Below are 13,631 nucleotides of genomic sequence, written 5' to 3'. Positions count from 1 at the left end.
CACGGCCGTCCCGAGGCCGTACAAACGGGGGAGAAACGAATTGCGTCTTGTCAAGCTGCCCAAACACCGCCCGGCGCTGGCGGCCCTGCTCGCGGTGGCGAGTGCGGTCACCATGGTGCCCCGTGATGCTTCCGCAGCGGTCGATGGCGCCGTCGTGGCGAATGCCGCGGATCCTCGTGGCAGCGGGCGTCTGTTCTCCGCCACCAGCCCGTTCAACCAGGTCATCCCCACCAATCCGCAGATCGACCCACGGTCGGCGCAGTACGTGAAGACGTTGGTCCGCAGCAAGACCGAGAAGGACTTCGTCCTGTCGGTCACCGACTGGACCGTTCCGGTCTATTTCTCCGAGGCGAACACGGCTCGGCATGACGTCCGGATCGCCGGACAGCCGCCGGGCGGGCACTACGACCGCGCCTTCATCCACGACGTCCAGCGGATCATGCGCGGCGTGCCGATCCCGGACAATGCCAAGCCCGACCCGCAGGACGACGCGCACCTGACGGTGATCGACCCCGCCAACGGCTGCGAGTACGACCTCTACGGCGCCAAGAAGACCGCGACCGGCTGGACCGCCCTGTGGGCCAACGCGACCACCACCCCGGCCAGCGGCATCTACCCGTACGGCCTGTCGTCGCGGGCCACCGGGTTCTCGCCGCTCGCGGGCATGATCTGGCCCGCCGAGCTCCGGGCCGGCCGCATCGATCACGCCCTCATGTTCGCTTTCCCGTACACCAAGTCGGGGGGACCGGTCGCCCCCGCCACGGCCAGCGACGGCAAGACGAACCTGGCCGCGGCCCTGCCGCAGGGCGCCCGGGTCCAACTCGATCCCGCCCTGGACCTGCGCACCTTGAAGCTGTCCCCCTACGAGCGAACGATCGCCGAGGCCCTGCAGAGGTACGGAATGTTCCTCGGTGACACCGGCGGCGCCCTCGCGCTCTACGCGGTGAGCCCGCAGAGCTTCGACACCAATCCCTACGCCGGAGTGCTGCCCAACGATCCCTACGTCCTGCTGAACAAGATCCCCGTGAACCGGTTCCGGGTCCTGGCCACCGGCCCGCAGATGGCGCGGACCCCGTTGAACGTCGTGCCGTCGACGTGCGCCCGGATCGACATCGTCGGCTGACTTCTATGAACGGTCAAGAGCCACCGTCGCGCCCGAAAGGACGCGGCGGTGGCTCTTCGCATTTACGGGGTTCGACCAAGGACCTCGATCTGGGCGCAGGATGAAGGCACCACGGTCAGGGGTGTCTGCACAGACTGCGAGCCGGTCCTGAGGACCCGGAATTTGTTCACGGGGATCCGGTCGAGGAAGACGTAGGGCTCATCGGGCAACACATCCACGTACGGATTGGTGGTGAAGCTCTGCGGGCTCACCGCGTAGAGCGCGAGGGCGCCGCCGGTGTCACCGAGGAACATTCCGTACCTCTGCAGGGCCTCGGCGATCGTGCGCTCGTAAGCGGTGAGCCGGAGCTGGTCGAGGTCCAGCGTGGGGTCGAGTTGCACCCGAGCGCCCTGCGGTAGCGCGGCCGCCAATTTTGTCTTGCCGTCGCTGGCGGTGGCGGGGAAAACCGGTCCGCCGGAGCGGGTGTACGGATACGCGAACATCAGTGCGTGGTCGATGCGCCCGCTGCGCAGTTCGGCGGGCCAGATCAGGCCCGCGAGCGGCGAGAACCCGGTGGCCCGCGAGGACAGGCCGTACGGGTAGATGCCGCTCTCCGGTATTGAGGTCGCGTTGGCCCATTTGGCGGTCCAGCCGGTCGCGGTCTTCTCCGCGCCGTAGAGGTCGTATTCACAGCCGTTGGCGGGGTCGATGACCGTCAGGTGCGCGTCGTCCTGCGGGTCGGGCTTGGCATTGTCCGGGATGGGCACGCCGCGCATGATCCGCCGGACGTCGTGCACGAAGGTCCGGTCGTAGTGCGCGCCCGGTGGCTGGCCGGAGATCCTGACGTCATGGCGTGTCGTGTCCGATTTGGCGAAGTAGGCCGGGACGGTCCAGTCGGTGACCGACAGGACGAATCCCTTGTCCCGCTTGCTGCGAATCATCAGCTTCACGTACTCCGCCGACCGCGGATCGATCTGCGCGTTCGCCGGGATGACCTGATTGAACGGGCTCGTGGCGGAGAACAGTCGCCCGCCGACGCGGGGATCCCGGTTGACGAGGCCCTCCGGGGCGACCGCCGATTCATGAAAGCCGACGATCACTACCACCGCCAAAGACGCCAAAAGCAGTGCCGCGATGATCCGGACGGGCGCCGGTCGCGTGAATGTGGATCGCATTCAGTCGCGACTCCCGAATTAGGCGAGGCTGGGAAAGCCCAGATCATCGCATCGCCCACGGCCTTCACCGGATAAAAGTCATCCGAACAAGTGACGGTGTCGCTGGATCGAGCGAAAGGCTGGCCGAACGCGTTGCCGGCCGACCGGTGACGTCAGGTGCGCCGGATGATCGGTTTAGCCCGCTCCGGTGAAATCCGGCCGGGCCGCCGGGCGTGCCGGAATCGTCCGTCACCTCGTTGTCGAGGCTCTCGTTGATCAACGTTGACATCGATCTTTCGTGAGCGCTTCCCACCCGTCCCTCGGGCGGTGGACCTGGGAGGAATCTCCTCAACTACACCCCTCAACACCGTCCGGCCCAGAATGCGAGCGCCGCCGCCGAGCCGGGCGAGCTGCCGTGAACGTGAATGACGTAGGCGCCGAAATAACTATCACCCTGCTGAGAAGAGGGTGTTTGTTGTCGTGTCCAGATCTGATCTGCAAAACAAATAGGCGGAAAGAAAAATGAAGATTCTGGTGACCGGTGGAGCCGGCTTCATCGGCGCGAACCTGTGCCGCGAGCTTCTCGCAAGGCCCGAGGTCCAGGGCGTCACGGTCCTCGACGATTTCAGCACCGGAAGCATTTCCAACATCGAGTCGCTTCCGGTCGAGGTGGTCAAGGACACCATCCTCTGCCGTGACACCGTCCTTGAACTGGTCGATCAGCACGACTCGGTCGTTCATCTCGCCGCGCAGCCGTCCGTGCCCCTTTCCATCATGGATCCGGTTTCGAGTCACGACGTGAACGTGAACGGTACCGTCGAGATTCTGGAAGCCTGCCGGAAATTCCAGAAGGCGTTCGTTTTCGCCTCCTCGTCGGCCGTGTACGGCCAAACGCAGAAGCTTCCGATCAGCGAGGACGACGCCGCCGCGCCGGCCAGTCCGTACGCGGCCAATAAACTCGCCGCGGAATCGTACGCGCTGGCCTATGCGTCGACCTACAAGTTTCCCGTGGTGGCATTCCGGTTCTTCAACGTCTACGGCCCGCTCCAGTCGCCGGACCATCCCTACGCCGCGGTCATTCCCTCTTTCATCGACGCGGCGCTCCAGGGCCGGCCGCTGGTCATCTACGGCGATGGGGGCCAAACCCGGGACTTCACCTATGTGGGTTCGCTGGTGGCGGTTCTGGCGGATTCGGCGCTCAAGCAACTGGCCAGCCCGGTGCCCGTCAATCTGGCCTTCGGCACGCGGACGACGATCATCGACCTGGCCAAGAAGATTGAATTGCTCACCGGGCGGTCGATCGATTTCCAATTCACCCGGGTCCGGCCCGGCGACGTGCGGGACTCGCAGGCGGAGAACAGCCGGCTGCGGGCCCTGATGCCCGAGGCGCGTGACTCCGAGCTAGAAGTCGGACTGCGGGCGACGATCGACTGGCTCAGCCTCGGGAAGACGGGGTCCCGCGGCCTCAGTGAGGTCTGACCCGGCCTCGATCGCCGAGCGCCGGCTCGTGCTCGCCCGGGACGACCTCTGCCTGGAGAACGGGCGCGGGGTCGTTCCGGGATCGGGAGGCATCTTCGCCTTTCCGAAGCTCACTCAGAAATGCCGGCCGGGCATTTTCACGAGCTGAGAGCGAAACTCGCCAACCGGTCATCGCGGTCGGCGGTTCGGCTGATCCCGGCCGAGTGAACATGAGAGCGCAGGACTTTTGCAGACGGCGTCAGCGTGCACAATTCATCGAAAGCATCGACGCCCGGCCCGTGAGTCGTTGATCGAGCCGTGCCCAAGAACCGGAATCAGGAGTACGCCGCTATGCGATTCCGTAGCGCACTGGACGTGGGTGGCATCGAAATTGCGACGCTCGTCTCGGTCGCCACGATCGGGCTTGCCGCTGTGACCGAGTCGCTGACTTGGTATGAGGCCCCGGCCGCCGCGGCGGCCCTGTGCGCAGCCATTTTCGTTATTCGCTGTGGTCGCCCCTTCGCCCATTTCCTGCCCCTGGCGAAGCGACTGGTGCCGGCCAGTGCCCCACTGGTAATTCTATTGATGACGGAAGTTTCCGGCCTTTTCACGCGACGCGTGAACATTCCGTCGCACAACCTCGCGGCGGTGTGCCTGGTCGGGAGCCTGGGCATCCTCCTGCTCTCCTTCCGGCGGCCGCCGAAACGCAAGCCGGTCCGGATCGCGCTTTTCGGAAATTCGGAGCTGGCCACGGCGCTGGCCCAGGAATTGGCCGTCCACCCGTCGGCCGGCCACATCGTTGGATATGTCGGTGAGCGATCGGCCAATCCGCTCCAGAGCGAGGATTACCATCTCGGGCCGCGAAGCGATTTGCCGGCCATTGTCAAGAAGAACGAGATCGACCTGCTGCTGGTCTCCTCGGAGGAGGCCCGGCGTTCCGTCTTCGAGTTGCTGGCCGCGGACTGCCTCGATCTGAAGGTCCGGGTGGCGGAGCTGGCCTCGTTCTACGAGGACACGTTCGGGCTCACGCCGCTGGCGGCCATCGAACCGCGGTGGCTCGAATCGGTATTGCATCCGAGCTATCGGCAGGAGATTCCCCGGAGCAAGCGGATCCTCGATGTGGTCGTCAGCCTGGTGGCGGGCATCATTGCCGTGCCTGTGCTGATTCCCCTCGTCCTGCTCGTAAAACTGGACGGCGGCCCGGCCCTCTACCGCCAGATCCGCATCGGCGAACGCGGCCGGCCTTTCGAGATCTTGAAATTGCGTTCCATGCGTTCCAGCGACGAGCACCCGCAATGGTCGTCCCGCTCAGATCCCCGGGTCACCTGGATCGGGCGATTCATGCGCCGCACCCACCTCGACGAGTTGCCGCAGATCGTCAACGTCCTGCGCGGCGACATGAGCATCGTGGGCCCGCGACCCGAACAACCGGCCCTGGCCGAACGCTTGCGGTCGTCAATTCCGTACTATGACGTCCGGCATCTGGTGCGGCCCGGCCTGACCGGTTGGGCTCAGGTGCGTGGTGGTTATGCGGGATCTGAGGACGGCTCGGCTTTGAAGGTCTGCTACGACCTTTATTACATCAAGCACCGCTCGTTCTCGTTCGACTGCGTGACTCTGCTGGAGACCGTCCGAACCCTGGTCTTCGATCGGCAGTGGCAGAACGCCGGCGCATACCTGGCCTCGGCTTTCCCGGAGGGCCTCCGCGCGCTTTCCAGCCAGACGACCCCCTTTCCCCCCGAACCTAGTCGAGTAGGCGCTCCCCGGTGATGAATTCCCAACTCAAGGACAAACCGAGCATGGCCGATCGGGACCGGAAGGCCTCGTTCGCTGATGCGCCGACAAACGCGTCGGCGCCGGCACTGGGCGGGATCGCCGGCTATTGGAGGTTCATCGTCCTGGTCGCCACGGCGTGTGTCGCCGCGACGGCGGGTTATGTGTACGTGGTGCCGCCGACGTTCGAAGCCTCGGCACACATCCAGGTCGCTCCCATCCCGACGAATGCCGACCTGCCGGGTCTGGGGCTCGTCAACGATTCCGTCGAGCCCGCGCGATCGCTGCAGACAGCCGTCGCGCTGCTCGACACTCCGGCCGCCGCGGCGGCCACCGCCGCCAAGCTGGGCGCCCCCTGGAATGCGGCCTCCGTCGAGAGAAGCGTCTCCCTCGAGCCGTTGGGGCAGAGCTATGTCGTTGAAGTGAAAGCGCAGGCCGATTCGCCCGCGACCGCCGCCCGGCTGGCCACGACGTTCATGGAGAGCGCGCTCGCGACGAGAAACTCCGAGCTCAAGAAGCGGGCGGCCACCCTGCTCGCCCTGCGCGGCGCGTTGCCCGCGGGCATGACGAGCAGGCCGAACCCGGCCACCACGGCCCGGCTCGAGCTGATCGTCCGCACCGGTGATCCCACGCTGTCGATGGCTCAGCCCGCGAGCCCACCGGACTCTCCGGCCGGCCTGCCGGGACCGTACAAGATCGCGTTGTCGGTGATCCTCGGGTTCGGCCTCGCCGTCGCCATCGCGTGGGCCAGGATCCGCCGGGACCGGCCCGCCGATGTCGTACGGGTACCGGCGTACGCGCCGGACACCAGTGGCTGGAACAAGTGACCACGGCTCTTCACAAGCGCCCTACGCGGCAACTCCCCGGCTGGTTCCTGGCTTTCGTCGTGCCCTCGTCGGCGGTCGCGCTGGGGTTATTGATCGGGTTCGACGAGCGGATCGCGATCGGTGCGGTGGGTGCGGTGGTCCTGGCGGTCTGCTGCTTCGGATATCCGATCGCGGGCCTGCTCTGCTTCGTGCCGGCCGTGTTCATCCCCTTCAGCGCGGCCGGTAACGCCCTGTTCAAAGCGGGCTTCGTGCTGTGCGTCGTCGCCTGGGCCTTCGACGCTATCCGGCGCCGTTCCGTCCTGCTCGGGCGGATCGGTGAGTTCCGCTGGCTGGTCGTCCTCATCGTCGCGATGTACTCCTGGTTCGGGGCGACGATGCTGTGGGCGGCCGACCCGTGGGCCGTCGTGGCGGAGTGCTGGCCGTGGGCGATCGCGCTCGCGGTATTCGCCCTGGCACTGACCCGTATCGCCACCACCAGGCACCTTCTGCTGCTGGTAGCGACCTTCGTCGCGTCCGCCACCCTGGCCGCCGCGACCGGCCTGATCGCCCTGCAGTCGACCGCCTCCGCCTTCGCCGACCCGTTGACCAGCGCGGACAACCGCGTCTCGGGAGCCGCCGGAGACCCCAACGTGCTGGGGGCCGGGCTCGTCGCCGCGGCGATCCTGGCGTTCGGGCTGGCGTGTGCGGTCCGCCGGGTCTGGGCCCGCTCGGCGATCGCCGCGGCGATCCTGGTGCTGGCGGCGGCCGCGGCCGGAACGGCGTCGCGCATGGTGGTCATCTCGGCCGGCGTCGCCCTGATCGCGGCGCTGGTGATCTTCCGGCAGGCGATCGGACGGGTGCTTGCGGCCTCCGCGTGTGTAGTCGCCTCGGCCGCATTGTGGTTCACCTATTTCCCGTCCGCGTGGCAACGACTGGTGATCTCCAGCGACGGTGGCTCGGGCCGGGAGGACCTGTGGCGGGCCGCGCTCCACCTGGCATTGGAGCACCCGGTCGTGGGTCTGGGGATGGCCGGCTTCCAGACCCGGAAGCCGGCCGTCGCGCTCGAGATCGGCGAGGTGCAGAACGCTGCCGTGGTGGCGGAGCAACCCCTCGTGGCCCACAACACGTACCTGCAGCTCTGGGCGGACAGCGGGGCCATCGGCCTCCTGCTGTTCCTCGCGATCGTCGTGTTCTGCCTGTGGTGCTCGCTGCGGGCCGGGCGCGAGTTCACCACGGCCGGCCGGGGCGACCTGGCGGCGTTGAGTCGCTGCGCGGCGGTCGCCGTCATCTCGATGCTCGGCTCGGCCGCGTTCCTCACCATGGCGCGCGACTACCGGCTGTGGCTTCTGCTGGCCGTCGGACCGATCCTCCTGTCGCTGGCGCGGGTCGAGACACCCTGGCGCCGCGGACACCGGGTGGAGCCGGCGCCACTCGCCGGGTGCCCCGCATCATGACGGAAGCCGCAACCCTGCCGCAGGACCGCCGGCCGCCCATGGTGCGTGCGGCGATCCAGACGTACGGGTCCTACGTTCTCGCCTCCGCGGGTGGCCTGGCCAACGTGGTGCTGACCGCGCGCCTGCTGGGCGCGAGCGGCCGCGGCGAAGTCGCGTTCCTCACGACCGTCGCCGGCCTGGTCGCCTTCTTGGCCTCCCTGAGCGCGTACGAAGCCATGATCAATATCAGCGGGACGCTGCCGGGTGAGCGGCCGGCTCTCGCCGGTGCCGGTGTGGTGCTCGCCGGTGTGCTGGGCACGGCGGGCGCGACCGCGGCCTGGCTCTTCTTCCGATTCGTGCCCGCCCCGGCGATCCAGTTCTCCCACCTCGACGCCGTCATCGCGGTCAGCGCGATTCCGATCTCGATCCTGCAGACCTACTTCCTGTACTTGGCCCGGGCCTCGTACAACCTGGCCATGGCCAGCCTCGGCTGGATCAGCGCGCCGCTGGCCACCCTCGCCCTCAACGCGGGCTTCGCGGCGGCGGGCGGCCTGACGATCCGCGTCGCCGTGATGAACTGGGTGATCGGTCTCGCCGTCTCCGCCGCGCTGCTCGTCGCCCACGTCTGCCGTTCGTCCGGCTTCGCCCTTCCCTCCCGGCCGCTCCTGCGGCAGATCCTCGGCTTCGGGCTCCGCAGCCACCTCGGCGGCGTCATGGTGTCCGGCACCTACCGCCTCGACCACTGGATCCTCGGTGCCTTCGGCGGTGCTCGCGAGCTGGGCACCTACAGCGTCACCGTGGCGTGGTTCGACGCGATCGCCCACCTCTCCCGAGCGGTGAGCGTGACCTTCCGGCCCGACCTGCTGCGGGCCTCGGCCGAGGACGCCGGGCGTCAATCGGCTCGGATCTTTCGCGTCTGCGCCGTCCTCGTGCTGATCATCGTCGGCGGGACAGTGTTGGCCGCACCACTGCTCTGTGTGACCATCTTCGGTCCTGAGTTCGCGGATTCCGTGCTCGATCTGCGGATTCTGGCCGTCGGCGCCTTCGGCATGCTGGCTCTGAACATCTTCGGTACGGCGCTGGTGGCTCAGCAGCGGCCGATCCTCGAGTCGATCGCGCACGGTGTCGGCTTCGCCGTCGCGATCGGGCTGTACGTGACACTGATCCCGCCCTTCGGTGCAACCGGTGCGGCTCTGGCGTCCGCGGTCTCCTACCTGATCTGCGGACTCGTCGCCCTGATCCTGGTCCAGCGAACTCTGGGCCTGCAGCCCGGTTCGTTGTTGCCGCGCTCGTCCGACCTCGCACAGCTGGCGGGATTCCTGCAGAGACGGAAAGGCTGACATGTCGCAGATCGGTGGCATCCCGGCGGTCTCGGTGCTGGTGCCCGTCTTCAACGAGGCTTCGTACATCGAGACGGCCTTGGCGCGGATGTGCGACCAGGAGGTGCCCGGCGGATTCGAGCTCCTGATGATCGACGGCGGGTCCACCGACGGCACTCGGGACTTGCTGGCGAACTTCGCGGCTCGCGATTCGCGGATCAGGATCCTGGACAACCCGGCCCGGCGAATTCCGATGGCGCTCAACATCGGCCTGCGCGCGGCCCGCGGGAGCTACATCGCCCGGATGGATGCGCACACCCTCTACCCGCCGGGTTATCTGGCCACGGGGTTGAGCCGCCTAGGCGCGGGAGACGTCGAGTGGGCGAGCGGACCGGCGATCGCGGCCGGGGAGGGCCGCTGGTCCCGGCGCGTGAGCATGGCGCTCGGCACCCCGATGGGTATCGGCGGTGCGACCTTCCGGCGCCTCGGCCCGGAGGCGGACGTCGACACCGGGTTCACGGGTGTCCTCCGCCGGGAGACCCTGGAGCGCCTCAACGGGTGGGACGAGGACTGGCTGGTCAATGAGGACGGCGAACTGGCGGCACGCGTACGGGCGGCCGGTGGCCGCATCGTGTGCCTGCCGGAGATGGCCGCGACCTACATGCCACGAGACAGTCTGCCCGCGCTGGCCCGGCAGTATTGGCGTTACGGCCAGTACCGGGTCAAGACCTCGCGTCGCCATCCCGCGAGCATGCGGCGGTCGCACGTCCTGGCCCCGGCGTTCACGCTCATCGCGCCGCTGGCATTCCTGCCCGGACCGTTCGGCTGGTTGCCGCGGGCCGGTGTCACGGTCTGGGCCGCGGCCGCGGTCGTGACCGCGGGACGTGAGTGGCGCCGCAGCGGGCGTCGGGTCGACAGCGCCCTGTTGCCTGCGGTTCTCGCCGTCATGCACCTGGCGTGGGGCGCCGGGTTCCTCGTCGGCTGTGCCCGGTTCGGCCCGCCCCTCGGCGCCCTGGCCCACCTGACGCGAACGGCCGGCGCCCGCGGCTCCGCGGCGTTGAGCGAGGCTCGCGGCTGAGACCGCTTCAGCCGCGAGCGCGTTTTCGCATCATCGCTGCCGGATGACAGTGATCCGGTGATGCGTTCTGGCCAGTCCGGCGGCCAGCCCACGCTTGAGCAGTGCGGCGACCGGGCGCTCGACGAACCGATGCACCAACCAGGCCGCCCCCAGCATCACCAGCACCAGCGACACCGTCAGCGGCCAGCGCGGGATGTCGTCGTGCAGACGCGCGATGATCGCGTACCCGATCTCCTGGTGGATGAGGTAGAGCGGGTAGGTGAGGGTGCCCGCCGCGGTGAGCCAGGCTCCCTTGATCCACGACAACCATCGCAGGGCCACCATCGTCATGGCCGCGAAGAGGCACGTGGTCACCGCGATCACCTCCGGCCAGGAGTGCCCGTACGGTCCGAGCGTGCCGACGGCGGCCAAGGTCGGCGCGAGCCGCCACAGGCCCAGGCCGTACGAGACGGCAAGCAGGGCCATCAGCGTGGGAGTCGGCTTGAACCGGTAGATCAGATAGAGGGCCATGCCGGCCACGAAGAAGGGGGAGTGGTCGGCGTCCACAATGTAGATCAACCGCAAGTCTCCGGTGGCGGCGGCCGCGGCCGAGGCGCCCGTCCAGATCAGGCAGAAGGCGACGACGCGCCGATAGGTCAACCCCCGCCAGGCCAGGATCGCCATGAGCACGTAGAAGCGCAGCTCGATCCAGAGGGTCCAGTAGACGCCGTCGATGTCGGGCACGCCGAGCCCCGCCTGCACCATGGTCAGGTTGACGAGCAGATGACTGATCGGCGGGAACGAGATGCCCGGACTGAGCGCCGCGACGATCGTGGCCGTCGCGAGCACTCCGAACCAGTACGCCGGGAACAGCCGCACCACGCGGGACACCGCGAACCCGCTGAGACTGCGGCCCCAGGCGCTCATGCAGATCACGAAGCCGCTGATGATGAAAAACAGCTGTACGCCGAGCCAGCCGTACGCGGTGACGGGAGCGACGTCCGAGAACACAGCCGCGGTGTGCGCACCCCACGGCCCGGGAGCTCGGTAGGTGTAGTGATAGACGACGACCATCAGAGCGGCGATCAGCCGAAGCCCGTCCAGCACAGGCAACCGGCTGATCGGAGGTCGCCCCAGCTCGGGACCGCTGAGCTCGCGAAGCTGCTCCTCGTTGTTCCGGCGGAGCCGATCTGCGCTCGTCATGCCGCCCGCCCCTCCGCCCGGCGGCGCCACCGCCGAAGTCGCGCCCGCGGACCCCAGAAGATGTCCGAGCTCATCTCGGGCTCGAAGATGTCGCGGATGAGGGCGTAGCACTGCTGCCGGCGTCGCTCCGGCAGGCCGGGCATGGTGCTGATGACCGGAAACATCGCCTTGACACCCCACGACGAGGGGGACTGCCGCCAATTCGACCTTCGCGCGGCGAACAGCCGGTGCCGCCGGCTGCGCAACTGATCGCGCAACACCTTGGCGCGATCGAGACTCTCGCGGTACATCCGGGGTGCCGAGTGCTGGCGGTAGTGCAGGTTGACCGCGGGGACGTAGACGCCCTGGGCCCCGGCCTCGGCCAGCTTCATCCAGAGGTCCCAGTCCTCGAACCCGGAGCCCATGTCCCAGCCACCCACGGCCTCCAGTGCGCTGCGCCGCACCATGGTGGTGCCGACGATCTCGCTGATGTACGTGATCCGCCACGGGTCCAGGCTTCGCGCGCCAGGCACCCGGCAGCTGAACGCGCCGAAGCACGCGTAATCGCCCCAGGCCGCGCTGGCCTCGGGGTTCGCGTCCAAGGCGTTCGCGAGGCGCGCCAGGGCCCCCGGCGCGAGCCGGTCGTCGGCGTCGAGCGGGTGTACGTATCTCGCGCTCGTGTGCCGTACGCCGGTCATCCGCGCGGCGGACAGTCCCTGGTTCGGCTGGGTGACGACGCGGACCCCGGCTTCACGCAGACCGGCCAGGACGTCGAGCGTTCGCTCGTCGGTCGAGCCGTCGTCCACGACCACGGTCTCGCACGGTTCCTGTTCCCGTACCGACTCGAGGGTCTCGAGCAGGAAACGGCCGTCGTTGTAGCACGGGATGACGACCGCCACCCGAGGCGCGGTGGCCGCGCTCATGCCTCGACCCCCTGCCGGATGCCGGTCGCGAGGAAGGTGGCCGCCGCGGCGGAGGTCTCTTCCAGGGTTCGCATCTCCGCCAGTTCCCGCCCGCGCCGCACCATTGCGAACCGCCGTTCCTCGTCGGCAACGAGCCCGTCGATCGCCTCGGCCAGCGCCACCGTGTCGCCGGACGGCACCAGGACGCCGGCCCGGCCGTGGTCGAGCACCACGCCGACCCCGCCGACGTCGGTCGCCACGATCGGGACGGCGTTCGCTTGCGCCTCGATGAGAACCTGCGGCAGGCCCTCGGTGATCGACGAGAGAACGAACAGGTCGGCGCGACGGTAGAACCCCATCAGCTCCTCGCCGATCGGGACGAAGCCCGGAAGAGAGACGACATCTTCCAGCCCAAGTTCGGCTACCCGCTCGCGGACAGCCGACCGCAGTTCGCCGTCACCCACCCAGGTGAGCCGGAACCGGCCCGGCCGCCGTGAGTGCAGCATCGCGAGCGCGTCGAGCATCAGCATCGGATTCTTCTCCGGCGCGATCCGCCCGACGGTCAGCAGCTCGACCGGCCCGGTCAGCGCCCGCCGGGGGCCGACCGGCCGCAGATCGCGCTGCCGGATCAGCGAGATGCTCATCGGGTGCAGACCGGCCCTGGGCCCCCCGTACGCCTCCTCGTTGCTCGCGCCGACGACCGCTGTCGGCAATCTCCGCGCCAGCAGCCGCCAGGCCGCGTCCATCAGCCGCACCGCGAGCAGAACCGCGGTACGGCGGACGCCCGGCCGGGTCCGGCTCGCGAAATAGGCGAGAGTCTCCTGCCGGACGCCGAGCGTCACCCGCCGGCGCCGGGCCGCCGCCAGGCCGACGAGCAGAAGTCCGAAGGGGTGCGGCCCGAAAACCCAGACGTGATCGACGTCGTCGAGGTGCCGCCACATCGCGCGGGCGGTCCCGACGGCATTGCCCGCCAGGGCGCCGGGCGACAGCACCGGGTAGTAGGGCAGACCGGCGACGGCGGGACTGCCGGGCAACGGGAAATCGGCCCCGGCGTCCCCCGATTGCCGGGCGAATACCGTCAGGCCGGAAAAACTCGATCCGACCTCGCAGACGAAAGTCAAGAACGCCAGGCTGGCCGCGTTGGTCCGTGCCGTGTGAATCTCGTCCCCGTGATTGCCGTCGACCACCGTGTCGACGTAAACGCCGAGTCGTCCGCGGCCTGTCCCTGCCCGAATGACGGTGTCACTCACGGTCGATTCGCTGTTCACATTGCCCTCACGATTTAAATCATGATCATTGAGTTTTGGCTGAGCCGCTCAGTGCGCGGAACGTTTCAATGTCGGTGACCTGTCGAGGAAGACGACATGGAACTTGTTCGGCCCGCCCGACCGGGGTGCGGGTTGGCCTCGCCTGCGGGCGATCCACGACACCGCCGTCCAACGAGG

Annotated in this window: 11 protein-coding genes; 7 read left to right on the top strand and 4 right to left on the bottom strand. The window is 68.2% G+C overall.

The features are described from left to right. Positions 1-40: 40 nt before the first annotated feature. The gene (locus BKA14_RS26150) at positions 41-1,123 is read left to right on the top strand and encodes a hypothetical protein (RefSeq protein WP_184953495.1); all 1,083 of its coding nucleotides are present in this window, start codon (positions 41-43) and stop codon (positions 1,121-1,123) included. A gap of 62 nt (positions 1,124-1,185) precedes the next feature. On the opposite strand, the gene BKA14_RS26145 is transcribed toward BKA14_RS26150, so the two are convergent. After that, a complete protein-coding gene (locus BKA14_RS26145) occupies positions 1,186-2,208 on the bottom strand; it encodes a hypothetical protein (protein WP_184953494.1) in 1,023 nt (340 codons plus the stop codon). Positions 2,209-2,778: 570 nt separating this feature from the next. Here BKA14_RS26145 and BKA14_RS26140 point away from each other — a divergent pair. The 6 genes from BKA14_RS26140 to BKA14_RS26115 all read left to right on the top strand — a co-directional run bounded on the left by BKA14_RS26140 (position 2,779) and on the right by BKA14_RS26115 (position 10,123). After that, positions 2,779-3,735 carry an NAD-dependent epimerase/dehydratase family protein gene (locus BKA14_RS26140; RefSeq protein ID WP_184953493.1) on the top strand — a complete coding sequence of 319 codons (957 nt, stop codon included), beginning with the start codon at positions 2,779-2,781 and terminating at the stop codon, positions 3,733-3,735. A 354-nt stretch (positions 3,736-4,089) separates the two neighbouring features. Next, positions 4,090-5,484 (top strand): exopolysaccharide biosynthesis polyprenyl glycosylphosphotransferase, encoded by a 1,395-nt coding sequence (locus tag BKA14_RS26135; RefSeq protein WP_184953492.1) that lies wholly within the window; start codon positions 4,090-4,092, stop codon positions 5,482-5,484. Between the two features lie 29 nt (positions 5,485-5,513). Next, entirely contained in the window at positions 5,514-6,314 is an 801-nt protein-coding gene (locus tag BKA14_RS26130; RefSeq protein WP_184953491.1) for a GumC domain-containing protein, read from the top strand. Continuing rightward, positions 6,311-7,747, top strand: a complete 1,437-nt coding sequence (locus BKA14_RS26125; RefSeq protein WP_184953490.1) for an O-antigen ligase family protein — start codon at positions 6,311-6,313, stop codon at positions 7,745-7,747. Before BKA14_RS26130 ends, BKA14_RS26125 begins: the two co-directional genes overlap by 4 nt. After that, positions 7,744-9,066 carry an MATE family efflux transporter gene (locus BKA14_RS26120; RefSeq protein WP_184953489.1) on the top strand — a complete coding sequence of 441 codons (1,323 nt, stop codon included), beginning with the start codon at positions 7,744-7,746 and terminating at the stop codon, positions 9,064-9,066. The genes BKA14_RS26125 and BKA14_RS26120 overlap by 4 nt, the downstream gene beginning before the upstream one ends. A 1-nt stretch (position 9,067) precedes the next feature. After that, complete coding sequence (locus tag BKA14_RS26115; RefSeq protein ID WP_184953488.1) at positions 9,068-10,123, top strand: glycosyltransferase family 2 protein; 1,056 nt, start codon at positions 9,068-9,070, stop codon at positions 10,121-10,123. A 30-nt stretch (positions 10,124-10,153) separates the two neighbouring features. On the opposite strand, the gene BKA14_RS26110 is transcribed toward BKA14_RS26115, so the two are convergent. The 3 genes from BKA14_RS26110 to BKA14_RS26100 are packed head-to-tail and all read right to left on the bottom strand — an operon-like array spanning position 10,154 to position 13,307. Continuing rightward, entirely contained in the window at positions 10,154-11,305 is a 1,152-nt protein-coding gene (locus BKA14_RS26110; RefSeq protein WP_184953487.1) for an acyltransferase family protein, read from the bottom strand. Then, the gene (locus BKA14_RS26105) at positions 11,302-12,207 is read right to left on the bottom strand and encodes a glycosyltransferase family 2 protein (RefSeq protein WP_184953486.1); all 906 of its coding nucleotides are present in this window, start codon (positions 12,205-12,207) and stop codon (positions 11,302-11,304) included. Before BKA14_RS26105 ends, BKA14_RS26110 begins: the two co-directional genes overlap by 4 nt. After that, positions 12,204-13,307 (bottom strand): glycosyltransferase, encoded by a 1,104-nt coding sequence (locus BKA14_RS26100; RefSeq protein WP_184953485.1) that lies wholly within the window; start codon positions 13,305-13,307, stop codon positions 12,204-12,206. The genes BKA14_RS26105 and BKA14_RS26100 overlap by 4 nt, the downstream gene beginning before the upstream one ends. Between the last annotated feature and the right edge of the window lie 324 nt (positions 13,308-13,631).

Origin of the sequence: Paractinoplanes abujensis, assembly GCF_014204895.1 — a bacterium.
In the GTDB taxonomy this organism is placed as follows: domain Bacteria; phylum Actinomycetota; class Actinomycetes; order Mycobacteriales; family Micromonosporaceae; genus Actinoplanes; species Actinoplanes abujensis.
Note: the sequence above shows the minus strand (reverse complement) of the source record. Positions and strands in the feature narration are given on the sequence as shown.

Bases quoted from the DNA above. Each gene is read 5' to 3' on its own strand.
- BKA14_RS26115 (WP_184953488.1), top strand. From the start codon at position 9,068: ATGTCGCAGATCGGTGGCATCCCGGCGGTCTCGGTGCTGGTGCCCGTC.
- BKA14_RS26120 (WP_184953489.1), top strand. From the start codon at position 7,744: ATGACGGAAGCCGCAACCCTGCCGCAGGACCGCCGGCCGCCCATGGTG.
- BKA14_RS26105 (WP_184953486.1), bottom strand. From the start codon at position 12,207: ATGAGCGCGGCCACCGCGCCTCGGGTGGCGGTCGTCATCCCGTGCTAC.
- BKA14_RS26110 (WP_184953487.1), bottom strand. From the start codon at position 11,305: ATGACGAGCGCAGATCGGCTCCGCCGGAACAACGAGGAGCAGCTTCGC.
- BKA14_RS26130 (WP_184953491.1), top strand. From the start codon at position 5,514: ATGGCCGATCGGGACCGGAAGGCCTCGTTCGCTGATGCGCCGACAAAC.
- BKA14_RS26140 (WP_184953493.1), top strand. From the start codon at position 2,779: ATGAAGATTCTGGTGACCGGTGGAGCCGGCTTCATCGGCGCGAACCTG.